Annotated in this window: 24 protein-coding genes and 1 pseudogene; 5 read left to right on the top strand and 20 right to left on the bottom strand. The window is 69.4% G+C overall.

Annotated elements, in window-relative coordinates:
• Positions 1–2: 2 nt before the first annotated feature.
• The 7 genes from ACREEF_RS13210 to ACREEF_RS13180 all read right to left on the bottom strand — a co-directional run bounded on the left by ACREEF_RS13210 (position 3) and on the right by ACREEF_RS13180 (position 7086).
• The gene (locus tag ACREEF_RS13210) at positions 3–506 is read right to left on the bottom strand and encodes a cytochrome c-type biogenesis protein (protein WP_431566036.1); all 504 of its coding nucleotides are present in this window, start codon (positions 504–506) and stop codon (positions 3–5) included.
• Positions 503–2503, bottom strand: coding sequence for a heme lyase CcmF/NrfE family subunit (locus ACREEF_RS13205; RefSeq protein ID WP_431566035.1), 2001 nt, complete (start codon positions 2501–2503; stop codon positions 503–505). The genes ACREEF_RS13210 and ACREEF_RS13205 overlap by 4 nt, the downstream gene beginning before the upstream one ends.
• The gene (gene ccmE, locus ACREEF_RS13200; RefSeq protein ID WP_431566034.1) at positions 2500–2988 is read right to left on the bottom strand and encodes a cytochrome c maturation protein CcmE; all 489 of its coding nucleotides are present in this window, start codon (positions 2986–2988) and stop codon (positions 2500–2502) included. Before ccmE ends, ACREEF_RS13205 begins: the two co-directional genes overlap by 4 nt.
• 33 nt (positions 2989–3021) lie before the next feature.
• Positions 3022–3849: a c-type cytochrome biogenesis protein CcmI gene (gene ccmI, locus ACREEF_RS13195; protein WP_431566033.1), complete on the bottom strand. Its 828-nt coding sequence runs from the start codon at positions 3847–3849 to the stop codon at positions 3022–3024.
• A gap of 18 nt (positions 3850–3867) precedes the next feature.
• Positions 3868–5232, bottom strand: coding sequence for a hypothetical protein (locus ACREEF_RS13190; RefSeq protein ID WP_431566032.1), 1365 nt, complete (start codon positions 5230–5232; stop codon positions 3868–3870).
• Between the two features lie 90 nt (positions 5233–5322).
• A complete protein-coding gene (locus ACREEF_RS13185; RefSeq protein WP_431566031.1) occupies positions 5323–5778 on the bottom strand; it encodes a MarR family winged helix-turn-helix transcriptional regulator in 456 nt (151 codons plus the stop codon).
• Between the two features lie 15 nt (positions 5779–5793).
• Positions 5794–7086, bottom strand: a complete 1293-nt coding sequence (locus ACREEF_RS13180; protein ID WP_431566030.1) for a S41 family peptidase — start codon at positions 7084–7086, stop codon at positions 5794–5796.
• Positions 7087–7256: 170 nt separating this feature from the next.
• Between ACREEF_RS13180 and ACREEF_RS13175 the strand changes: the two genes are divergently transcribed.
• The gene (locus ACREEF_RS13175) at positions 7257–7463 is read left to right on the top strand and encodes a hypothetical protein (protein WP_431566029.1); all 207 of its coding nucleotides are present in this window, start codon (positions 7257–7259) and stop codon (positions 7461–7463) included.
• Between the two features lie 150 nt (positions 7464–7613).
• Here ACREEF_RS13175 and ACREEF_RS13170 read toward each other — a convergent pair whose 3' ends face one another.
• From ACREEF_RS13170 to ACREEF_RS13155, 4 genes are all read right to left on the bottom strand, one after another.
• Positions 7614–8204 (bottom strand): tyrosine phosphatase family protein, encoded by a 591-nt coding sequence (locus ACREEF_RS13170; RefSeq protein ID WP_431566028.1) that lies wholly within the window; start codon positions 8202–8204, stop codon positions 7614–7616.
• Between the two features lie 80 nt (positions 8205–8284).
• The gene (locus ACREEF_RS13165) at positions 8285–9751 is read right to left on the bottom strand and encodes a sensor histidine kinase (protein WP_431566027.1); all 1467 of its coding nucleotides are present in this window, start codon (positions 9749–9751) and stop codon (positions 8285–8287) included.
• 7 nt (positions 9752–9758) lie between these two features.
• On the bottom strand, positions 9759–10439 hold the full coding sequence (locus ACREEF_RS13160) for a response regulator transcription factor (protein ID WP_431566026.1): 681 nt from the start codon (positions 10437–10439) through the stop codon (positions 9759–9761).
• Complete coding sequence (locus ACREEF_RS13155) at positions 10440–10778, bottom strand: hypothetical protein (RefSeq protein WP_431566025.1); 339 nt, start codon at positions 10776–10778, stop codon at positions 10440–10442.
• 232 nt (positions 10779–11010) lie between these two features.
• Between ACREEF_RS13155 and ACREEF_RS13150 the strand changes: the two genes are divergently transcribed.
• Positions 11011–11421, top strand: a complete 411-nt coding sequence (locus ACREEF_RS13150) for a hypothetical protein (protein WP_431566024.1) — start codon at positions 11011–11013, stop codon at positions 11419–11421.
• A gap of 86 nt (positions 11422–11507) precedes the next feature.
• On the opposite strand, the gene ACREEF_RS13145 is transcribed toward ACREEF_RS13150, so the two are convergent.
• From ACREEF_RS13145 to ACREEF_RS13135, 3 genes are all read right to left on the bottom strand, one after another.
• Positions 11508–12080 carry a nucleotidyltransferase family protein gene (locus ACREEF_RS13145; RefSeq protein WP_431566023.1) on the bottom strand — a complete coding sequence of 191 codons (573 nt, stop codon included), beginning with the start codon at positions 12078–12080 and terminating at the stop codon, positions 11508–11510.
• 156 nt (positions 12081–12236) lie between these two features.
• Positions 12237–13040: a bifunctional hydroxymethylpyrimidine kinase/phosphomethylpyrimidine kinase gene (thiD, locus tag ACREEF_RS13140; protein WP_431566022.1), complete on the bottom strand. Its 804-nt coding sequence runs from the start codon at positions 13038–13040 to the stop codon at positions 12237–12239.
• 1 nt (position 13041) lies between these two features.
• Complete coding sequence (locus ACREEF_RS13135) at positions 13042–13383, bottom strand: DMT family transporter (protein ID WP_431566021.1); 342 nt, start codon at positions 13381–13383, stop codon at positions 13042–13044.
• A 114-nt stretch (positions 13384–13497) separates the two neighbouring features.
• On the opposite strand from ACREEF_RS13135, the gene ACREEF_RS13130 reads away from it, so the two are divergent.
• Together ACREEF_RS13130 and ACREEF_RS13125 are read left to right on the top strand one after the other, a co-directional pair.
• The gene (locus tag ACREEF_RS13130) at positions 13498–13965 is read left to right on the top strand and encodes an SRPBCC family protein (RefSeq protein WP_431566020.1); all 468 of its coding nucleotides are present in this window, start codon (positions 13498–13500) and stop codon (positions 13963–13965) included.
• A gap of 87 nt (positions 13966–14052) precedes the next feature.
• The gene (locus ACREEF_RS13125) at positions 14053–14616 is read left to right on the top strand and encodes an ester cyclase (RefSeq protein WP_431566019.1); all 564 of its coding nucleotides are present in this window, start codon (positions 14053–14055) and stop codon (positions 14614–14616) included.
• A gap of 15 nt (positions 14617–14631) precedes the next feature.
• Here ACREEF_RS13125 and folP read toward each other — a convergent pair whose 3' ends face one another.
• Positions 14632–15459, bottom strand: coding sequence for a dihydropteroate synthase (gene folP, locus ACREEF_RS13120; protein WP_431566018.1), 828 nt, complete (start codon positions 15457–15459; stop codon positions 14632–14634).
• A 361-nt stretch (positions 15460–15820) separates the two neighbouring features.
• On the opposite strand from folP, the gene ACREEF_RS13115 reads away from it, so the two are divergent.
• Positions 15821–16252, top strand: a complete 432-nt coding sequence (locus ACREEF_RS13115; protein WP_431566017.1) for a GreA/GreB family elongation factor — start codon at positions 15821–15823, stop codon at positions 16250–16252.
• Positions 16253–16321: 69 nt separating this feature from the next.
• On the opposite strand, the gene ACREEF_RS13110 is transcribed toward ACREEF_RS13115, so the two are convergent.
• From ACREEF_RS13110 to ACREEF_RS13090, 5 genes and pseudogenes are all read right to left on the bottom strand, one after another.
• Positions 16322–16627 (bottom strand): winged helix-turn-helix domain-containing protein, encoded by a 306-nt coding sequence (locus tag ACREEF_RS13110; protein WP_431566016.1) that lies wholly within the window; start codon positions 16625–16627, stop codon positions 16322–16324.
• Between the two features lie 4 nt (positions 16628–16631).
• Positions 16632–17270, bottom strand: coding sequence for a hypothetical protein (locus ACREEF_RS13105; RefSeq protein ID WP_431566015.1), 639 nt, complete (start codon positions 17268–17270; stop codon positions 16632–16634).
• A gap of 63 nt (positions 17271–17333) precedes the next feature.
• Complete coding sequence (locus ACREEF_RS13100; protein WP_431566014.1) at positions 17334–18548, bottom strand: acyltransferase family protein; 1215 nt, start codon at positions 18546–18548, stop codon at positions 17334–17336.
• A 152-nt stretch (positions 18549–18700) separates the two neighbouring features.
• Entirely contained in the window at positions 18701–20671 is a 1971-nt protein-coding gene (ftsH, locus tag ACREEF_RS13095; RefSeq protein ID WP_431566013.1) for an ATP-dependent zinc metalloprotease FtsH, read from the bottom strand.
• A 53-nt stretch (positions 20672–20724) separates the two neighbouring features.
• A pseudogene (locus ACREEF_RS13090) lies at positions 20725–20967 on the bottom strand (PP-loop family protein); the annotation flags it as partial.

The following is a 20967-nucleotide window of genomic DNA, read 5'->3' as shown; positions in this document are numbered from 1 at the left end:
CGTCAGGATCGCGGCGAAAGGCTCTCGGTTTCGTCAGACTGGGCGGCGGGATCGGCCGTCAGTTCCGCCAGCGCCCGCTCCTCTTCCGCCGTCAGCGGCGGCGCCTCGGCCCGGCGCCGACGCGCCCGCCAAACAAACAGGACACCCGCGCCCAGGACCAGGGCGAACGGCCCGAACCACAGCAGCCAGGTCCCCGTCCGCACCGGCGGCTGGAACAGGATGTAGTCGCCGTAGCGCCGCACCAGGTCCTGACGCACCGCCTGATCGCTCTTGCCCGCCGCGATCTCCTCGCGGACCAGACGGCGCATGTCGGCGGCGATGCCCGCCGGGCTGTCGGCGATGGATTCGTGCTGGCAGACGACGCAGCGGATGTCCGTAAACAGGGCCCGCGCCCGCGCCTCCTGCGCCGCGTCGGGCAGGGGACGCTCCGGCGCCGGAGGCGGCTCGGCCAGGGCAGCGCCCGCCATCAGGCTCAAGGCCGCCGTCAGGGAAGCCAGCCGCCTCACGCCTTGGCCTCCACGGTCTTCTTGCGCGCGCCCGATTTGGTTCCTGGGCCCACCCGCAGACGCCGGTCCAGCAGGGACAGCACCCCGCCCAGGGCCATGATCAGCGGGCCGAGGAAGATCAGCCGCGCCCACGGATTGTAATAGACCCGCACCGTCCAGGCCTGCTCATTGCTCTCGGTCGCCGCCCGCTCGCCCATGACCACATAGACGTCGTCCAGCCCGCGGAAGTCCAGCCCCACCTCGGTCGTCGTCTGCCCGCCCGCCGGGAAGAAGCGGCGCTCGGCGGTGACGGCGCGCTCGACCGCGTCGCCCGACACCGGGGCGACGGTCAGCCGCCCCTGCTCGGCCAGATAGTTCGGCCCCTCGATCACCTCGACCGCGTCCAGCCGGACCCGCCACGGCCCCGACGAGACCACGCCGCCCAGCGGCACCGCCGCTGCCGCCTCGGCCTTGAAACTGGTCTCGACCACGGCCCCAAGGATGAAGACCCCCAGCCCGGCGTGGGCCAGGGTCATGCCCCAGGCCCCCAGCGGCAGACCCTTGGCGCGACGCAGGGTCTCGGCCAGCGGCGCGCGAAACGCCTTGGTCCTCACGCCCAGTTCGGCCAGCGCGCCCAGGATCAGCCAGGCCCCGACGCCCAGCCCCGCCGCCGCCAGCGCCTTCTTCGGCTCGAACAGCAGGAAGGCCGCGAAGGCCGCCACCAGCGCCAGACCCGCCGCCAACCACAGCCGCTGCAAGGCCCCCTTCAGGTCGCCACGCTTCCACGCCAGCAGGGGCCCGGCGGGCAGGATCAGACAGGCGACCACCAGCAGGGGCACGAAGGTCGCGTTGAAATAGGGCGGCCCCACCGAAATGGTCGCCCCCGAAATCCCCTCGAGGATCAGCGGATAGAGGGTCCCCAGCAGCACCGTCGCCGCCGCCGCCGTCAGGAACAGGTTGTTCAGCACCAGGGCGCCTTCGCGGCTGATCGGGGCGAAGGCCGCGCCCGAGCGGATCGCCGGCGCCCGCAGCGCGAACAGGATGAAGGCCGCCCCCGCCGCCACGCCCAGAATGGCCAGCAGCATCATCCCCCGCTCGGGATCGACGGCGAAGGCGTGGACCGAGGTCAGCACGCCCGAGCGCACCAGAAACGCCCCCAGCATGGAGAAGGTGAAGGCCAGGATGGCCAGAAACACCGTCCACCCGGCCAGCGCCCCGCGCCGCTCCGTCACGATGGCCGAGTGCAGCAGGGCCGCCCCCGCCAGCCACGGCATGAAGGACGCGTTCTCGACCGGGTCCCAGAACCACCAACCGCCCCAGCCCAGCTCGTAATAGGCCCAGAAGGAGCCCAGCAGGATGCCCACCGTCAGGAAGGCCCAGGACGCCAGCGCCCACGGCCGCACCCAGCGGCCCCAGGCCGGATCGACCCGCTTCTCGATCAGGGCGGCGACCGCCAGCGAGAAACAGACCGAAAACCCGACATAGCCCGCGTAGAGCAGCGGCGGATGGATGGCGAGCGCCGGGTCCTGCAACAGGGGGTTCAGCGACGCCCCCTGCACCGGGGCCGGGTCCAGACGCGCGAACGGATTGGAGGTGAAGACGGCGAAGGCCAGGAACAGGGTCGACAGCGCGCCCTGCACCGCCACAGCCGAGGTCTTCAGCCCGAACGGCAGGCCGCGCGCCAGCGCCAGCGCCCCGCCGAAGCCGGTCATGACCAGACACCACAGCACCAGCGAGCCCTCATGGCTGCCCCAGGCGGCGGCCACCTTGTAGAGCATCGGCTTGTCGGTGTGGCTGTTCAGGGCCACGTTCGACACCGAGAAGTCCGACACGGCGAAGGCGTAGATCAGGGCCGCGAAGGCCAGCAATGTCGCCAGCGCCGAGGCGATCAAGGCCCCGCCGCCCGCGCCCGCCAGCACCGGGCTCAGCCGCCACCGCCCCGCCGTGGTCAACACCGTGGTCAGGGCGGCCAAGACCAGCGCCAGGATCAGCGCAAACGCGCCCAGTTCGACGATCACAGGCTGCGGCTCGCACTTGCTGGGGCTTCGCCCGTCTCAGGCCGCCACTCGCCCTTTTCCTTCAGGCGGTCGGCGACTTCGCGCGGCATATAGGTCTCGTCGTGCTTGGCCAGCACCTGACTGGCTTCAAACACGCGGTCGGGCCGGAACGACCCCTGCGCCACGATGCCCTGCCCCTCGCGGAACAGGTCGGGCAGGTCGCCGTGATAGCTGACCTTGCTGCGTCCCGCGTTGTCGGTGATGACGAAGACCACCGTCCCGTCCGCGCCCTTGACCACGCTGCCGGCCTCGACCAGCCCGCCCAGACGGATCACCCGCCCGACCGGCGCCGCTTCCTCGGTCACTTCGGACGGCGAGAAGAAATAGGTGACGTTGTCCTTCATGGCCCACAGCGACAGGCCGACCGCCAGGGCCAGCACGGGCGCCGCAGCGGCCACGATCCACAGGCGACGCCGCGCCTTGGGCGATTTGGGAAGCCAGCTCATCTCAGGACATCACAGAAGGGTTGCGGCGCAGGCTCATCCAGCCCCGCCCACGGTCTTTTCAAGTCTTTGTTGCAGTTCGGCCCGGCGCGGATCGGTCGGCTCCAGCGCCGCGATCAGCGGCCCCCAGACCGCCGCCGCCGCGGTCTTGTCGCCGCGCTTCAGCGCCGCCTCGCCCAGGAAATAGCGCGCGCCCAGCTGATCCGGGTCGCGCTTCAACGCCTCGCGGAAAGCCGCCTCGGCGTCGCCGCCGACCGCGTCCTCGTTGGCCCGCACCAGGCTCTCGCCCAGCCGCGCCCAGCTCTGGGCGTCGTCCGGCTGGATCGCCAGCGCCCGGCGGAAAGCCGAGGCCGCCCCGATGGGATCGCCCGCCTCGAACCGCGCCGCCCCCAGCATGGTCAGGGCCTGATGATCGTCGGGCCGGTCCTTGACCATCCGGCCGATCACCGCCGCGACCTGGGCCGGCTCCAGCCCCTCGGGCGAGGCGGCCCATTCGCGCACCCGCGTCTCATAGGCCTGATCCGCCATGCCCGGCGCGCCAAGGCCCAGATAGAGCGCCAGCGAAACCGCCGCCGTCAGGCCGATCCCGCCCAGAACCCAGACCCGGTCCTTCGATCCCGCCACCGGCGTGCGCGCATCGCGGCGCGCCGCCAGCAGCCGCCGTCCCGCCTCGGCCCGCGCCGCGGTCCAGCCCGCCTCGTCCAGCAGGCCGCGCGTCTTCAGCCGGTCCAGCTCGGCCAGCTCGCGTCCTGCGGCGTCGCGATCGACCACAGCCTCGGCGTCGGCCCCGCGTCGTGCGCCGGCCAGCACCAGCAGCCCGGCCATCGCCGCCGCCAGTCCCGTCATGATCCAGAAGATCGTCATGCCCGCCGCTCTAGCGGATCAGGCGCGCCGACGCGAGGTTCCCGACGTCGCACTCGGCACGGCGATGCTGGGCGGCGTTCCCGCCACCGTCAATCGCCGCCGCACCGTCCGCTGCGCCTCCTTGGCCCCGATCAGGCCCAGCAGTTCGGCGGTCAGGGCGATGCGCTTGCGCGCAACGGCCTCATCCGCCGCCTCGCCGTCGTTCAGGCGCTCGATCGCCTCGTCGGCCCAGGTCGCCAGACGGCCGGTCAGCCCCTCGGCGGTCTGGCGCCGCTCCGACTCGCAGCCGAACACCGCCGCCGGGCCGCGCACCAGTCCGATCACCGCCAGCAGAGCCTTCGCCCGCGTCGCGGCCGCCGGATCAACCGGCTGATCCAGACGCGGCGACGGCCGGGTCATCCGCCCGACCAGGGCCGTGCGCTCGACCGGCAGGACCACCGCCGCCGCCCGCTCGGCCGCCGTGAACAGTTCCGACAGCCGCAGGGCGAGCTTCAGCCGCGCCTGCCGCACCGCCTTGCCCCAGGCGCTGTCGGGCCGCAAAGGCAGGCTGACGTCGATCTCGGCCAAGGTCTCGGCGCACCAGTCCAGATCGGCCTTCAGCGCCGCCGGGTCCGCGCCCTCGGCGGTCGGATCAAAGGCCGCGGCCTGGGCCGCCCGGCGGGCCAGGGCCGTCACCACCCGGTCGATGAAGACCGCCAGTTCGCTTTCGCCCAGGAAGGTCTCGCGCCCCGCTGTCGGCGTGGCCTGGGCCACGACCCGCAGCATCATCCGCGCGTCCGTCAGATGGGCGAACAGAATCTCCATCAGCCGCTCCGCCCCGTCCGGCGCGATGCTCGCCGCCTGACGCAGGGCCAGCTTCAGCTCGGCCGTCGCCTCCGGCCCTGACCGGCCCATCCAGGCCTCCAGATGATCCATGCAGCGCCGCGCCAACCCGGCCAGGTCGAAACAGGCCGCCAGTTCCGCGACCTCGTCTCCCGTCGCGCCCGGCCAGATCAGGTCGGCCTGATCCCGCACCGAGGCGGCCGCGCTCAGGCACAGCCGGTCGGCCACCATGCGCGACAGTTCGTCGTCGCGGTCCAGTTGCGGCAAGAGTTCAGGTTCAGTGCGGGTGGCCAGCCGCCACAGCCTCGCCGGGACGGCGGCGGGAAAGCTCAACCCCTCCAGCCCGTCGGCGCGCGGCCGGAACAGAGGCGACAGGGGCGCGAAGGCCGCGTCGCGCCGTCGCCGGTCCAGCCCCTCGGCCTCGACCATGTCGCGCAGCGCCCACGCCCGATCCCCCGTCATCGCCGCCGCCAGCGCTTCCAGCTGGGACAGCAGATGATCCGGGCAAGCGGCGATCAGCCGGGCCAGGGCGGCCCTTTGCGCGACCGACAGGTCCGCCATGCACACTCCTCTAGCCGAACCGATTCCGGCCATGCCGCCAAGGGTGCGCCCTTCGGGTTAACAGGGCCTTTTGGCGCGTCGCGAACCCGTTCAGACGTCCATTCGCTCGACCAGAGGGCGCGCCTGCAGGGATTTTATGGCGCGTTTGATCCCGTCGAACACGGGACCGGCGTCCTGCTCCATCTCGGCGTAGGCGCGCTCGAATTCGCCATCCAGACTGTCGAGCAGGGCCAGCTGTTCGCGCCCCTTGTCCGTGATCGCGATCAGGATCACCCGCTGGTCCTGGGGATCAGGCTGACGTGTGACCAGTCCCAGCGTCACCAGCTTGGGGATCTTCTGCTGGATCAGCTGGTGCGAACGGCCCAGCGCCCGCACCAGGTCTGCGACCGAGACCGGGCCCAGCGTCGCGATCGCACCCATCAAGGACGACGACTTGACCGGAATGAGCAGGCCGGCGCGCTTGAACACCTCGGCCGACTGTTGCTCGATCAATTCGCTCAACTGCTCGCTGAGGCGCCCCAGAAAGGTGCGGTTCAACTCGATCATTCGCCCGATATCTCCTCAATCCAGGCGACGATAGGTTGTCGTCTCGCCGGACTTCTCCACGCGCTCCAGCCCGGCGACGGCGCCATTGGCCCGGACCAGCCGGAACCGGTAGGCATCCGTTCCCTGAACCGCAAACAGATCCTTGCCGATCGGGTCCAGCGCCAGAACGAAGCGCCCGCGCCAGTGATAGGCGAGGCCGCCCGGCGTGCGGACCAGGCTTCGCCCTTCATAGGCCCCGACCGCCTCATCCAGATCCGCCGCGCTGGGGGCCTGGCCCGCCAGCGCCCATTCGACCGGAACCAGCGCCCATCGGGCGTCGGCGTCGCCCGCCTCCGCCCGGCTCTTCAGCAGGTGCTTCTGTGCGACCAGCAGCGCGTCCGAGGCCGGGACGGCCAGATCGGGCGTCACGCCGACGCCCTCGAAATCCTGCCCCTTGATCGGGTCCCGGATCTGACCGAACGGCACCTGCAGCATGAAGCGGTCATCGATCGGCACGCGGGTGACGGGGTGCGCCCCGCCGGCGGTCTGTTCCCCGATCACCGTCGCCCGGCCCAGACGTTGCAGCGAAAACGCCATCCACTCGGCCGAGGAAAACGACGTCGACCCGGTCAGGACCACGACGGGCATATCCGGCGCGCGCTGGCCGGACACGGCGGGCAGGCTCCATTGGCTGCGCGCCACCTGAACCCCCTTGTCATTGTAGTTGTAGTCGAAGAATTCCTGATCCTTGCCCGCCGGATAGAGGTAGCTCATCAGGAACTGCGCCATCTCCAGCACCCCGCCGTTGTTGTAGCGCAGGTCAAAGATCAGCCCCTTGGCCCCTTCGGAAAATCGCATGGCCGCCGCCGCCGTCTCCTGGGCGTATTGCGGGTCGGCGAAGAAGTCGAAGCGGACATAGGCCAGGTCCCCGTCCAGCCGACGCGCGTCGCGGAAACCGAAATTGGCCCCGCGCTCCCGGTCGCGCTGCGCCTGGGTGCTGGTCTCGCCGCCCGCCTTCGCCCGGCGGTCGGCCGCGACCTCGTCAGGATCAAAGACCACCGAGAAATGCAGGTCCTCACTCGCCTTGACCAGACCCTGGGCCAGGCTTTCGGCGAACGGCCCGGCCTCGACCGGCCCGGCCTGAACCCGCCGGTCCAGCTCGGCCGCTATGGCGGGGATGCGGTCAGGAAAGACGTAGTTCTGCTTCAGCGCCGTCTCGAGCCGCGCCACCAGCTCCCGCTGCGCCCCCTGATCCAGCGTCTGCGCCCCAACCGGCGTCGCCCCCAGGGCCACGACCGCCAACAGCGAAAGGAAAGCGCGTGTCTTCATCATCGATCCAATCATGAAATATATTGCGCAATATGTTGTAGAAATCGACGTTGTCAAACCTCCTTCGTCCCCGCAATCCGACAGGATCGCTCGCCAAAATCATGAAACAATGTTCACTCGACACTCCGCCCGCACCGGATAGGCTGAGCGCTGGGCAGCCGGAGGCGACGATGAGAAATGCAGGATTGGCGCTCGGGCTGCTGCTCCTCGCCGCTTGTTCCGAGCCGAAACATGAAGTCAGCGTCGAAGTTCGAAATGCTGAGCAGGCAGGGCGACAGTCGACGTCGCGCCAGACCCAGGAAGTTCGTGTTGAAATTTCACCTGAGGCCGCCGCCGCGCTCAAAGCTGAGCTGAAGAAGGCCAAGACAGCGCCCTGAACCCTCAGCGTGTAAACGCAGCCCCGGAGCGAGGCGCTATGCGCGGTCCACTCGCACTGGCGAATGGTGTTGGCCGCTGCTTTCCGACCTAGGGGCTAATGTCCGTTGTCGGCGCCGAAGCCTAGGGTCGAAATCGACCCGTTGCGGGCCTCAGTGAGGATCAAGCCAAGTGTATAGCTCAGGGTTCGAATGCACCATCTGAAGCCGCGCCGCGCGCTTCTCCTTGATCCCCGGCGTCGTAGCCTCCCACGCGATCACCGCTGCGACCAGTTGACCATTTCGCGCAAGAATGTCGTCCGCAAGCTTCACCACAACGACGTTCGGTGTAGATTGGGGGCGGATAGCCAACAACTGTTCTAGCGCTTGCCGCTCTGCACCCGGCCCCAGCCGATCCGCCATAATCGCGAATGCGACGGCCGCTGACCTTCCCACCCCATGGAAGCAATGAACCAAGAGCGAGCCGGCTTGGTGAGCGCGGGTAAAAGCAATAGTCTCGGCAACCTGTTCTCGGGTGGCTACGCGCACGCCTATTTTGTCGTCATCGACATCTTCGAACGCCAACACCAGATGAGCAGGTGACGGGCGACGCGTGAAACGCAGCCGGTTCGCCGGACGGCACGCAGGATCCTCCAGAGTAATCACGGCGTCGAAGCGTCGCTTATGTTTCCGCGCCTGCGAGAGGCTCCCGACGACGATGCCGCCAGGCACTGGACGAACGGCTGTATCGTCGGACCCCACCATTAGAGTTGCGTAGCTGCTCCAACGTCCGCTTTCCACCCTTAGCGGAAGTTGAGCGCGACCGCTTCCGGGCGAAAGCCGAGCTAGGCCTCCGCCGCTGGCAGCTCCAGCAGGATCTTCAGCCCGCCCATGTCGCTGTCGGCCAGGGTGGTCCGGCCGCCGTAGGCGCGGGTCAGGTCATCGACGATGGACAGGCCCAGGCCCGAGCCCGGGGTGTCCTCGTCCATCCGCGTGCCGCGCTTCAGGGCGGCGTCGCGCTGGTCCTCCGGCAGGCCCGGCCCGTCGTCCTCGACCACCACGATCATCTGGCCGGGCAGAGAGACGCCGGCCGAGATCCGCACCCGGCGCTTGCACCATTTGGCGGCGTTCTCGATCAGATTGCCGAAGATCTCCTGCAGATCCTGACGCTCGCCCAGGAAGGCCAGGTCGTCGGGCGCGCGCCAGTCGATCTCGACCCCCTTGGTCTCGAACACCCGCTCCAGCATGACCGCCAGTTCGTCCAGCACCTCGCCCACGGGCGTGCGTTCGCCCAGGCCGTGGGCGGCGCGGGCGGCGGCGCGGGCGCGGCGCAGGTGATGATCGACCTGGTCCTGCATCACCCTGGTCTGCTTGCGCACCATGTCGGGCAGGACGCCGTCGCTGGTTCCCGCCTCGGCCAGCATGACCGCCAGCGGCGTCTTCAGCGCATGGGCTAGGTTGCCGACGTGGGTGCGCTGGCGGTCCACCGTCTCCTGATTGTGGGCCAGCAGCCGGTTGACCTGTTCGGCCAGGGGCTGGATCTCCATCGGATAGGTGCGTTCGACGCGGCTGGCCTTGCCCTGGCGCACGTCGGAAATCTCGTCGCGCAGATCGAACAGCGGGCGCAGGCCGACCCGCACCTGGATGAAGACCGCCGTCACCAGACCCGCCCCCAGCAGCAGCAGCGCCGCCCAGGTCACGGTGGCGAAGCGGCGGGTGTCGGCGTCGATGGTCGAGCGGTCGATCCCGGCGAAGAAGACCACCGGCTGGGCCCGGCCCGGCAGCTGCTTCATGCTGGCGGCGACCCGCAGCGGCTCGCCCTTAGGGCCGACGGCGTTGTAGCTGATGGTCTGGCCGAAGGCCTCGGACAGCCGTTCCGGCAGGTCCTCGGGCGCGACCAGGGCGTCGCCGCCCAGCGAGGCCGAGCGCGTCAGGGGGCGCAGGCCCCCGCCCCGCGTCGGCTCCGCCACCATCCAGTACTTGCCCGACAGCAGGCGCAGGGTCGGCGCGTCCTTGATCTCGCTGGTCACGGCGCGGCCGTCGGGGGTGATGCTGGTGGCGACCACGGCCTCGTCGATGGTGTCGCTCAGCATATTGCCCAGGCGGCGCAGGGCCGATTCCTGGAACACCGAGGTCAGCACCAGCCCCGTCACCACCAGGGCCACCAGAATCCAGGCCGAGGCCAGCCAGATCAGCCTTCGTGTCAGCGACTTGCCCGGCCGCCCGAACCAGCGGCCCCATTCCCCCTTGCCGGAGGGCGCGCGCTTCGTCTCCTGCTTCGGGCGCGCCTCGTCCGTCCCGGCCCCGGTCATGCGCCGGTCAGGCCGCGTCGCTCTCGCCGGCCAGCGGCGACAGGCGATAGCCCAGACCGCGCACCGTCTCGATCCGGTCCGAACCGATCTTCTTCCTCAGACGGCCGACGAAGACCTCGATGGTGTTGGAGTCGCGATCGAAGTCCTGATCATACAGGTGCTCGACCAGTTCGGTGCGGCTGATGACCCGGCCCTGATGCATCATCATGTAGTGCAGCAGGCGGTATTCCAGGCTGGTCAGGCGCAGCGGCTCGCCGTTGACCGTCGCCCGCGCCGCGCGCGGGTCCAGCCGCAGACCGCCGCAGGTCAGGGTCGCCGCCGCATGGCCGGCCGAGCGGCGCAGCAGGGCGCGCAGGCGGGCCAGCAGTTCCTCGGTATGGAAGGGCTTGGTCAGATAGTCGTCGGCCCCGGCGTCAAAGCCCGCCACCTTGTCCGACCAGGCGCCGCGCGCCGTCAGGATCAGCACCGGGGTCGCCTTGCCCTCGCGGCGCCAGCGCTCCAGCACCGACACCCCGTCGATCTTGGGCAGGCCCAGGTCCAGCACCACCACGTCATAGGGTTCAGTGTCGCCCAGGAACCAGGCTTCCTCGCCGTCCGGGGCGTGGTCGACGGCGTAGCCGGCGTCGGCCAGCGCGGTCTTCAGCTGGCGCGACAGATCGACGTCGTCCTCGACAAGCAGCACCCGCATTCAGTCGTCTCCGCGAACCCGGCCGGACTGGCCGTCAACCTGTATGTCCGACACGCGCCCGCCCGGATATTCCCAGCGCACCACATAGTCGCCGCCGCGCTGTTGCACGCCCAGCATCCGGCCCGGCCGTCCCGACTGGACCCGGCGCACGATATCGCCCGGATCGGCGCGCGGCGCCGAGCGCGGCCCCTCGCGGAAGCCTTCACCCGGATAGTTGCGCGGCTGTTCGCGTTGCTGGTCCTGACGGTCCCGATCCCGGCCGCGCGACTGCGCCGCCGCGTCCGTCAGGGGAACGAGGGCGATCAGACCGGCCAGCAGGAGGGCTCGCATACGCATCATGGAACTGTGTCTAGACCCCAGCCTCTGAACAGCGGCTGAACGGACAGTCTATCGCCGTTCACCCGGACAAGGAACGCATCGGCGGCGATTATCCGTCGCCGCAGATGACGAACTTCTCATGCTGATGAACGCCGACTGAAGCGCGTCGTTCAGATGCGGCTCAGCCGCCGGGTGGTCTCTTGGCGTCAACGCAGCCGGGTCCGGTTGCGAACGATCCGAAAGGAACAAGACCATGAAAAAGACCCTGATGATCCCCCTGCTGGCCGTCGCCGCCGCCTCGGTCGCCCTCCCCGCGGCCGCCCAGTCCTATGGTGATCAGGGCTACGACCGCCACGGCGACCGCTACCCGGGCCACGCCTACGAACAGGACCGCTATGATCACGACGGCGGCGACTGGCGATCCATCGCCCAGCGCAAATACAATCTGGACCGTCGCATCGACCGCGGCGTCCGGTCCCGCCAGCTCAGCCACCACGAGGCCGCGCGCCTGCAGTACGAACTGGACGATCTGGTCCGTCTGGAACGCCACTATATGCGCGGCGGTCTGACCCGCTGGGAACGCCGGGACCTGGACCGTCGCTACGACCGTCTCTCGGCCCAGATCCGCTACGAGCGCCGCGACCACGACGACCGCCGCTACTAGAGGCCGAAACCCGACCGGGGCCTCATCCCCTCCCTGTCAGAGGCCCTGTCGAGGGGGCGCGATCCGCAAGGGTCGCGCCCTTTTCCCTACGCCGGCTCCACCACCCGGATCTCCGGCCAACGCCCGCGCGCATTGGCGACGGCCTTGTCCCAGCCCCTGGCCAGACCCCGTTCGGGATTGGGCCGGACGGTCAGATCGAACACATCCTCCAGTCCGAAGGGCGCGACGACGCTGATCGCGTCGTCCTTCTCCAGCCGCACCCCCACGGCGAAGGCCGGGGCCACGAAGCGCGCCGGCGCCTCGTCGGTGCAGGTCAGCGGCTCGTAAGGCTCGCCGAACCTGCCTTCGAACCAGATGTGGACCCGCGCCTGGTTGCGCACCTCGACCTGTTCGCGCACCGGCGCGTCGAAGGCGGCGGCGACGCGCTTGATGATCACGTCCTCGGCGTCCCACGAGGTGTCGGGATCGAAATAGCCGATGTCGTAATCCCTGATCCCATAGCCGGTCGCCCGCCCCGTCTGGGCGTTCCACACCGCCTGATAGACCGCCCCCGAAAACAGCCGCCAGTCCGGCAGGTCCAGGTCGCGCATCACGCTCAGCACGTGCATCAGGTCCGCGTCGGCGCGGACGATTTCGGTCAGTCGGGTTTCCAGGGTCATGAGGGCTCTCTGTGGTCGATTCCGGTTCGCCGCAAAGCCTGCTTTTTCCTCCCCACTTTGTGGAGAGGGGGACGCAAACATCTCCCGTCGAGACGCCCCCTCCGTCACGTCGCCTTCGGCTCCGCGCCACCTCCCCATGGAATGGGGAGGAGAGAATTAGCGACCCCGCAGCGGCCAGCCGTGATCCAGCGGCCCATGCCCCTGCCCCAGGCCCGGCGCGCGGCGGATAGCCTCAGCCACATAGGCCCAGGCCTCGGCCACGGCGGTCTGCAGCGGCAGACCCTTGGCGATCCCCGCCGCGCAGGCGCTCGCCAAAGTGCAGCCGGTGCCGTGGGTGTGACGCGTGTCGATGCGCTCGCTCTCCAGCACCGTCTCGCCCTCGGCGGTCAGCAGCAGGTCGATCACCGTCGCGCCCGGCACGTGCCCGCCCTTCATCAGCACCGCCCGCGCCCCCAGCTCCAGCAAGGCCTCGCCCGCCCGGCGCTGCCCGTCCAGATCGGCCACGGCGATCCCGGTCAGGGCCTCGGCCTCGGGCGCATTGGGGGTCAGCAGGGCCGCGCGCGGCACCATCAACCGCCGCACCGCCTCCACCGCCCGATCCTCCAGCAGGGGCGAGCCCCCCTTGGCGATCATCACCGGGTCCACCACCGTCGGCACGTTCCCGGCGTAGTCGATCAGCCCCGCCACCGCCTCGACCACCTCGACCGAGCCCAGCATCCCGGTCTTCAGCGCGTCGGCGCCGATGTCGTCCAACACGGCCTTGGCCTGGGCCTCGATGACGTCGATCGGCAGGGGATAGACCCCTTGGACGCCCAGGGTGTTCTGAATGGTGATGGCGGTGATCGCCGTGGCGGCGAACCCGCCCAGCATGGTCACCGCCTTGATGTCGGCCTGAACGCCCGCCCCGCCGCCGGAATCCGACCCCGCAAGAATAAGAACTCTGCCCTTGGAACCGCTCATCTCAGTGCGCTCCCGAAAACAGCTTCAGCCCGACAATGCCCGAAACGATCAGCAGGATGCACACGGCCCGCACCGCCGTCGCCGGCTCGCCATAGACGACGACGCCCACCACGGCCGCGCCCACGGCGCCGATGCCGGTCCACACCGCATAGGCCGTGCCCACCGGCAGCTTCTGCGTCGCGATCCACAGGCCGACCATGCTGGCCACCAGGGCCACCACCACGCCCACCGAGATCAGCGGCCGCTGCACGCCCACGTATTTGATCCCCGAGGCCCACATGACCTCGAACAGGCCCGCGACGACGAGCACCAACCACGGATTGAAGGACAGAAGCCAGGACATGGCCGCTGGATGACGCAAGCGCCGCGCGGGGGCAACCGGTTTAAGCGGCGCCTCTGGCGCGAAGCGCGCGCCCGGGTCTAGGCTTTCGGCGACATCGTCACAGGAGATCGCCCCATGACCGCTCCCGTCGCCGAAGCCGGCATGTTGATCCGCCGCCCCGTCGCCGAGGTGTTCGCCGCCTTCGTCGATCCCGCCGTCACCGCCCGCTTCTGGTTCACCCACGGCGACGCGCCCCTGACGCCCGGCGCCCGCGTGGTCTGGACCTGGGCCATGTACGGCGTCTCGACCGTCGTCCAGGTCAAGGCCGTCGAGCCGGAGCGCCGCATCCTCATCGACTGGGACGTCGAGACCGCGCCGACCGAGGTCGAATGGCGCTTCGAGCCTCGCGGCGACGAAACCTGGGTCACGGTCGAGAACCGCGGCTTCCCCGAGGGTGAGAAGGGCGTCGCGGCCGCCCTCGATTCCACCGGCGGCTTCGCCTTGGTCCTAGCCGGGGCCAAGATCTGGCTCGAGCACGGCATCGAGCCCCGCTTCGCCCTCGACCGCCACCCCGACCATCGGGTCGCGGGCTGGGAGGGCTGAGCGGGCGCGGCGGAACCGCCGGCGAGCGCGGACATTACTGCGTCCAGTCGACGTTCATCGCCGACCTCGCCCTTCGGAGGGGATTCCATGCGTCATGCCGTCATTCTCGCCGGGGCCGCGTTCGCCTTCGCCGCCTGCTCGCCCGCCCCGGACAAGACCGCGCCTGAAAAGGCCGCCCCCGACAAGGCCGCGGCCGCCGCGCCCGGTTCGACCCACACCGCCGAGCAGACACGCAATCTGGCCAATTTCGACGACCTCGATTTCAACGTCTACAGCGGCCAGAAATGGGACGAGTTCGGCCGCAGCCACGCCCCGAACATCGTCGTCCACTACCCCGACGGCCGCACGACCACGGGCCTCGAGGCGCACCTCGCCGAACTGAAGCCCCAGTTCGCCTTCGCCCCCGACACCCGGATCAAGGAGCACCCGATCAAACTGGCCGACGGCGACCTGACCGCCGTCCAGGGGATCATGGAGGGCACCTTCACCCAGCCGATGGACCTGGGGAACGGCAAGGTCATCCCGCCGACGGGCAAGGCCTTCCGCCTGCCCATGCTGACCGTCGGACGCTGGGAGAACGGCGTCATGGTCGAGGAATGGCTCTACTGGGACAATCAGGCCTTCATGAAGCAGATCGGCCTGGCGCCGTAACCGCCGCCGCCTCGATCAGGCCCCGGCGTTGGCGACCGCCGCCTGAAGCTTCAGCGCCTGCACCGTCTCGCGCACGTCGTGGACGCGCACCATCTTCGCACCGCGCCGCGCCCCCTCCAGCGCCAGGGCCAGCGAGCCGCCCAGCCGGTCGCTCGCCTCCACCGCCGTCGCGTCCACCCCCTGGATGGTGCGCTTGCGGCTGGCGGCGTAGAGCACCGGGAAGCCCAGATCGACCAGGGCCTCCAGCCGCGCGGTCAGGGTCAGGTTGTGCGCCGTCGTCTTGGCGAAGCCGACGCCGGGGTCCAGCCAGATCCTGTCGCGCGCCACCCCCGCCGCCATGGCCGCCTCGGCCCGCACCGCCAGATGAGCGACGACCTCGGCCACCACATCGTCATAGCGCGGGTCATCCTGCATGGTCTTGGGTTCGCCCTTCATGTGCATCAGCACCACCGAACACCCCAGCTCGGCGGCGGTCGTCAGACTGTCGGGCGCATGGCTCAGGCCCGTCACGTCGTTCCACATCCCCGCCCCGGCGGCGACCGCCGCCCGCGCCACGCCCGGCTTCATGGTGTCGATGCTGATCATCCCGTCCCAGCGCGCCCGGATGGCGGCGATCAGCGGCAGGGTGCGGGCGATCTCCTCGTCCTCCCCCACCGGCTCGGACCCCGGCCGCGTGCTCTCGCCGCCCACATCCAGCACATCCGCCCCCTCGGCGATCAGCCGCATCGCATGGGCCAGCGCCGCCTCGCGCGTGTCGTGCCGTCCGCCGTCGGAAAAACTGTCCGGCGTGACGTTGACGATCCCCATGACGAGGGGACGTTTCACGAGGGATTGAAGGTCCATGCGACAAGAACTCCCGGAGCGCCGGTTTGACTTTCCGCGCGCTGAGGCCCAGCCTCTACCCACTATGGAACGTTTCGTCAGCCAGGCTCGACGCCTCACCCACGCGGGTCGCCGCGTCGAAGGCCTTTAACCCGTAGCGGCCAGCCTGCGCTGTCGCCCGCTACGGGGCGCGTTGCTTCGCTTTCTTCCCTAGTTCCCTAAATCAGGATCGCGCACGCCGCTCGCTCGGCCGTCCGCGAACACGCCTGCCATGACCCATCGTCAAGACGATCCGCCCGCGACCAAGCCCGTCGATGACGGCGACGACGACGGCCCCTCGGCCGCCTGACTCCTTTTCAACTGCCATAATTCGAGAACTGACATGACCACCGCCAAACCCCGCGGCCGCCCTCCGGCCCTGCCCGCCATCATCCTCAGCCAAGAGGATTTCGACGCCCTGGATCACCTGGTCGGCGACCTGCCCGGCACCGGCCCCGCCGGCCTGCTGCAACAGGAGCTGGACCGCGCCAAGGTCTGCAAGGCCGTCGACCTGCCCAAGACCGCCGTCGGCCTGAACCGCTGGCTGCACTACGCCGATGAGCGTCACCCCGAGGTCCGCCGCGTCCAGCTGGTCCTGCCGCACGAAGCCGACATCGACGCCGGGCGCGTCTCCATCCTGTCGCACGTCGGCGCGGGCCTGATCGGCCTGAGCGAAGGCCAGTCGATCCACTGGCCCGACCCGACCGGCGCCGTGCGCAAGCTGACCCCCGTCCTGGTGGAAGACGCCGACCCCATCGAGTCCGCCCCCCACTGAAAGTCCCTGCGCTGGACCTAGCGTCGGCGCATTCGCCGCCTTCTCCCCTCGGGGAGAAGGCCAGGCCAGTCAGCCCTTCCGCCCGATCAACCCGCCCAGCGCGTCCAGATAGGCCGAGAACGCCGCCCGCCCTTCCGGCGTGATGGCGATCCGGGTCAGGGGCTTGTTGTTCACGAAGCTCTTGCTGATGGCGACATAGCCCGCCTCCTCCAGCTTCTTCAGATGGACCGACAGATTGCCCTGGGTCGCCTCCAGCACCGTCTTCAGCTCGGTGAAGTCCGCCGCCTCGACATCAGCCAGATAGACCATGATCCCCAGCCGCATGCGGCCGTGGATGACCTCGTCGATCCGTCCAAAGTCGTCGGCCAACCCCATGGCGTCAGGCGGCCTTGGCGCCCGCGCGGGCGTCGCGGAACAGGGCCCACCCCGGCAGGGCGAACAGCAGGAACAGGGCCACGGTGCAGACGCCCAGATAGGCCACCGGCTGGCGCACCAGCACGCCCAGAGCCACCGCCGTGACCCATCCGCCCAGCGACACCGCCAGCATCCAGCCCTTCTTCTTCAGCACCCAGGCCACATACCAGGCCGCCGCCTGCAGGGCGAAGACGATGGCGGCGTAATAGAGCCAGACGGCGAAATCCTGATCCCGGACCGCCCCCACGCCGAAGACGATGATCACGGCGGCGTTGGCCATGCCGGTCGCGCTGAAGGCGGCCGAGGTCACCCGCGTCGCCAGCGGCCCCCGGTTGGACGGCCCGGCCTTGCGGTCCTTCAGGATCGCCCAGACCAGAACCACCAGAAAGGCCGCGGTGATGCCGACGACGAAGATCAGATTGGCCAGATCGGGCCAGCGGACCAGCCCGAGCACCTGCCCGACGTGGAACAGGCACTGGAGGCCGTACAGCAGCCCGCCCGCCAGATAGCAGATCGCCAGGGTCATCGGCGGTCGCCCGCTGCCCTCCACGATCGAGCGCATGAAGGCGAGGTCGGCTTCGGGCGTGCGGGACTTGTCGGTCATCGGGTGATTCCTGGCGCGACGCGGCTGCCTCCCGGGATGGACGCAGCCGCCAAGGTTGGCAAGCTATTCGGCGGCGACGGGGACGCCGACACGAGGCCGCCGCCACGGCACCCGCCGCCCGTTCAGCCAGCGCCCCATGAAGCCGTGGCGCACCATCAGCTCATAGCTGGCCAGCGACACGGCCATGACGCCGACGACCACGATCGCCAGCTTGACCGGCCAGGCCAGGGCCCAGTCCTGCACCACCACCTGGGCCGCCATCACCAGCGGCAGATGGACGATGTAGATCCAGTAGGAGGCGTCGGCGAGATAGCGCCGCAGGGCGCTGTGGCCCGACCAGAACCTCAGCGCCAGCCCGACCACCGCGAACATGGAGGCGTAGGTCGCCACGCCGAAGGCCGCCGCCGTCATGGCCTTGGCCGCCGGATCGGTCATCGGCGTCAGCACGGGCGTCGGCCCGCCCGACAGCATCAGCGCCGTCGTCCCCGCCCCCAGCGCCAGCCCCAGATAGGCCGGCGTCCAGGCCGCGATCCGCGCCAGCAGGTCGCGCCGACGATCCAGCAGCGCGCCAAAGCCGAAGGCCAGGCCAAAGCCGACCAGGGCCGAGGTTTCGGGAACCAGCCCCGCATCCGGCGTCGGTATGCCGAAGAAGGCGATCCAGTTCGGCTCGAACCACAGGGCGACCGCCAGCGGTGCGCCCAGAATGAGCGGCCCCCACGGCCCGACCAGCCCGCCCGCCAGACGATCCATCCCGCGCGCCAGGGCGCCGTTCCGATCCAGCCGGGCGACGACGCCATGCCCGATCAGCAGGGCGGCGTAGAACCACAAAAGCACCCACAGGAACCACAGATGGGTCAGCGGGATATTGGTCCAGTCATAGGTCGGCGGCGGCGGCGCATCAGCCGCCGTCAGGCCGTGCAGCGAGGCGTTCCAGACCAACACCGCCACGATCCCCGCCATCACCGGCCACCAGAAGGCCGCCAGCGGTCCGGCGATGCGGATCAGCCGGTTCTTGATGAAGCCCGCCGCCCCGCGCCGCTTCAACATCATGTGGGCGAACAGGCCCGCGATCAGGAAGAAGCTGCTCATGCGGAACAGATGGATGACGAAGAAAAGCCCGCTGGCCCAGACCGATTTCTGGTCATCGGCGACGATCCAGATCTGCGCGGGAAAGAAGGACAGGGCCGCGTGCAGCACCACCCCCAGCAACAGGGCCGCGCCCCGCAGGCCGTCCAGGCCGTGCAGGCGTTCGGTTTGTTCGAATGCGGATGCCGTCATGGCGTCCTCCTGTTTCGGATAACGCCATATCTCACAGACTAGTCTAAATTACAAACTAGTCTGTCTGAGATTCAAACACGCCCCTCGCGACCACGAAAAAGGGGCGAGCCACGCGGCCCGCCCCTTCCTTCGTTTCAGCCTGTCCGATCCGATCAGACGGTCGGCACGCTCGTCGTCGGCGCTGCCGCCGGCTCAGCCTTCGCCGTCTCGACGTCCGTGCCGTCCGACACCGGCGTCACCGGCACCGAGACCGACGGCCCCGGCACGGGCGAGTTGGCCTCGTCGCGGTTCGGGGTGATCCCCTTCTCCAGCAGGTCGGTGATCTCCTGACCCGACAGGGTTTCGTACTCCAGCAGGGCCTGGGCCAGCTTCTCCAGGTCGGCGGCCTTGTCGGTCAGAATCTGACGCGCCTCGTCCCAGCCGGAGGTGACCAGCTTCTTGACCTCGCTGTCGATCAGACGCGCGGTCTCCTCGGAGATGTTCTGGCTGCGCGCGACCGAGTGGCCCAGGAAGACCTCCTGCTCGTTCTCGCCGTAGGCCACGGTTCCCAGCACCTCCGAGAAGCCCCACTGCGTCACCATGCGGCGCGCCAGCTTGGTCGCCTGCTGGATGTCGGAGCTGGCGCCCGAGGTGATGTTCTCCTTGCCGAAGATCAGCTCCTCGGCCACGCGGCCGCCGGCCATGATGGCGATGCGGTCGACCATCTGCTGGTACTTCATGGAATAGCGGTCGCCTTCCGGCAGCTGCATCACCATGCCCAGGGCCTGGCCGCGCGGGACGATGGTCGCCTTGTGCACCGGGTCGGCCATCTTGACGTTGATGGCGACGATGGCGTGGCCGCCCTCGTGATAGGCGGTCAGGCGCTTTTCTTCCTCGTTCATGGCCATGGACTTGCGCTCGGCGCCCATCATGACCTTGTCCTTGGCGTCCTCGAAGTCGCGGTGCGTGACCATGCGCCGGTCCTTGCGGGCGGCCATCAGGGCGGCTTCGTTGACCAGATTGGCCAGGTCCGCGCCCGAGAAGCCCGGCGTGCCGCGCGCCAGCGTCTTGACGTTGACGTCGGCGGCCAGGGGCACGTCCTTCATGTGCACGCGCAGGATGCGCTCGCGGCCCGAGACGTCGGGGTTCGGCACCACGACCTGACGGTCGAAGCGGCCGGGACGCAGCAGGGCCGGGTCCAAAACGTCGGGACGGTTGGTGGCGGCGATTAGGATGATGCCCTCGTTGGACTCAAAGCCGTCCATCTCGACCAGCAGCTGGTTCAGGGTCTGCTCGCGCTCGTCGTTGCCGCCGCCCAGGCCGGCGCCGCGGTGACGGCCGACGGCGTCGATTTCATCGATGAAGATGATGCAAGGGGCGTTCTTCTTGGCCTGCTCGAACATGTCGCGGACGCGGCTGGCGCCGACGCCGACGAACATCTCGACGAAGTCCGAACCCGAGATCGAGAAGAAGGGCACGCCCGCCTCGCCCGCCACCGCGCGCGCCAGCAGCGTCTTGCCGGTGCCCGGAGGGCCGACCAGCAGCGCGCCCTTGGGGATCTTGCCGCCCAGACGCTGGAACTTGCCCGGATCCTTCAGGAAGTCGACGACCTCCTGCAGTTCTTCCTTGGCCTCGTCCACGCCGGCGACGTCGTCAAAGGTCTTGCGGCCCTTGTGCTCGGTCAGCAGCTTGGCCTTGGACTTGCCGAAGCCCATGGCGCCCTTCGCCCCGCCCTGCATCCGGTTCATGATGAAGAACCAGAAGGCGATGATCAGCACGATCGGCAGCAACAGGCTCAACAGGCCCGACCACCAGGGTTGGCGCGTGCTCTTGACGTCCACCGCGACGCCCGCCGCCTGCATCTTGTCGACCATGTCGGCGTTGGGCAGGGGCGTGACGGTCGTGAACTTCGAGTCGTTCTTGTAGACGCCCGTGACCGTGTCGCCGCGCACGCTGGCCGACTTGATCTCCTGGCCGTTGATGGCGGTGATCAGCTGGGAATAGGTGATGGCCTGGGGCCGGGCGGCCGCAGCGCCCTGGGCGCCCGGCATGGCGGGCGTGCCGCCGGTCTGGCTGATCGTGGCGTAGACCGCGACCAGGACCAGGAGCAGCCCTCCCCAGATGGCAAGATTACGCAGGTTCATTCGGTCCTCGGTTTCTCGGCGGGCCCCTCAGGCTCCGCCGATCAGCAGTCTTTCTATGAAAATAGGTCAGTCGGCGCGGTTTCGCCATGCACCGGATGAAAGAGGTCGGCCTCCTGCGTCGTTTCGCCCAGCGCCAGAGCCAGACGCCGCGCACCCAGAGCCCGGACACGGGCCTCCCGCCATGCCAGAATCGGGCCGTCGCCCTTGTCCCGAACCAGCACGGGCAAGCCCCCCCGCGCCGCCGCCGGCAGCCCGCAGAGCCGGCGCCGGTCGTCCGCCGACAGCCGGCCCAGACG

The organism is Brevundimonas sp., assembly GCF_050729455.1.
Lineage (GTDB): Bacteria > Pseudomonadota > Alphaproteobacteria > Caulobacterales > Caulobacteraceae > Brevundimonas.
This window is presented reverse-complemented; position numbering and strand designations above follow the sequence as displayed.

Bases quoted from the DNA above. Each gene is read 5' to 3' on its own strand.
- ACREEF_RS13150 (WP_431566024.1), top strand. From the start codon at position 11,011: ATGAAAAAGACCCTGATGATCCCCCTGCTGGCCGTCGCCGCCGCCTCG.
- ACREEF_RS13130 (WP_431566020.1), top strand. From the start codon at position 13,498: ATGACCGCTCCCGTCGCCGAAGCCGGCATGTTGATCCGCCGCCCCGTC.
- ACREEF_RS13155 (WP_431566025.1), bottom strand. From the start codon at position 10,778: ATGATGCGTATGCGAGCCCTCCTGCTGGCCGGTCTGATCGCCCTCGTT.
- ACREEF_RS13100 (WP_431566014.1), bottom strand. From the start codon at position 18,548: ATGACGGCATCCGCATTCGAACAAACCGAACGCCTGCACGGCCTGGAC.
- ACREEF_RS13165 (WP_431566027.1), bottom strand. From the start codon at position 9,751: ATGACCGGGGCCGGGACGGACGAGGCGCGCCCGAAGCAGGAGACGAAG.
- ccmE (WP_431566034.1), bottom strand. From the start codon at position 2,988: ATGAGCTGGCTTCCCAAATCGCCCAAGGCGCGGCGTCGCCTGTGGATC.
- thiD (WP_431566022.1), bottom strand. From the start codon at position 13,040: ATGAGCGGTTCCAAGGGCAGAGTTCTTATTCTTGCGGGGTCGGATTCC.
- ACREEF_RS13125 (WP_431566019.1), top strand. From the start codon at position 14,053: ATGCGTCATGCCGTCATTCTCGCCGGGGCCGCGTTCGCCTTCGCCGCC.
- ftsH (WP_431566013.1), bottom strand. From the start codon at position 20,671: ATGAACCTGCGTAATCTTGCCATCTGGGGAGGGCTGCTCCTGGTCCTG.
- ACREEF_RS13115 (WP_431566017.1), top strand. From the start codon at position 15,821: ATGACCACCGCCAAACCCCGCGGCCGCCCTCCGGCCCTGCCCGCCATC.
- ACREEF_RS13185 (WP_431566031.1), bottom strand. From the start codon at position 5,778: ATGATCGAGTTGAACCGCACCTTTCTGGGGCGCCTCAGCGAGCAGTTG.
- ACREEF_RS13180 (WP_431566030.1), bottom strand. From the start codon at position 7,086: ATGAAGACACGCGCTTTCCTTTCGCTGTTGGCGGTCGTGGCCCTGGGG.
- ACREEF_RS13145 (WP_431566023.1), bottom strand. From the start codon at position 12,080: ATGACCCTGGAAACCCGACTGACCGAAATCGTCCGCGCCGACGCGGAC.
- ACREEF_RS13135 (WP_431566021.1), bottom strand. From the start codon at position 13,383: ATGTCCTGGCTTCTGTCCTTCAATCCGTGGTTGGTGCTCGTCGTCGCG.
- ACREEF_RS13160 (WP_431566026.1), bottom strand. From the start codon at position 10,439: ATGCGGGTGCTGCTTGTCGAGGACGACGTCGATCTGTCGCGCCAGCTG.
- ACREEF_RS13105 (WP_431566015.1), bottom strand. From the start codon at position 17,270: ATGACCGACAAGTCCCGCACGCCCGAAGCCGACCTCGCCTTCATGCGC.
- ACREEF_RS13110 (WP_431566016.1), bottom strand. From the start codon at position 16,627: ATGGGGTTGGCCGACGACTTTGGACGGATCGACGAGGTCATCCACGGC.
- ccmI (WP_431566033.1), bottom strand. From the start codon at position 3,849: ATGACGATCTTCTGGATCATGACGGGACTGGCGGCGGCGATGGCCGGG.
- ACREEF_RS13190 (WP_431566032.1), bottom strand. From the start codon at position 5,232: ATGGCGGACCTGTCGGTCGCGCAAAGGGCCGCCCTGGCCCGGCTGATC.
- ACREEF_RS13175 (WP_431566029.1), top strand. From the start codon at position 7,257: ATGAGAAATGCAGGATTGGCGCTCGGGCTGCTGCTCCTCGCCGCTTGT.
- ACREEF_RS13170 (WP_431566028.1), bottom strand. From the start codon at position 8,204: ATGGTGGGGTCCGACGATACAGCCGTTCGTCCAGTGCCTGGCGGCATC.
- folP (WP_431566018.1), bottom strand. From the start codon at position 15,459: ATGGACCTTCAATCCCTCGTGAAACGTCCCCTCGTCATGGGGATCGTC.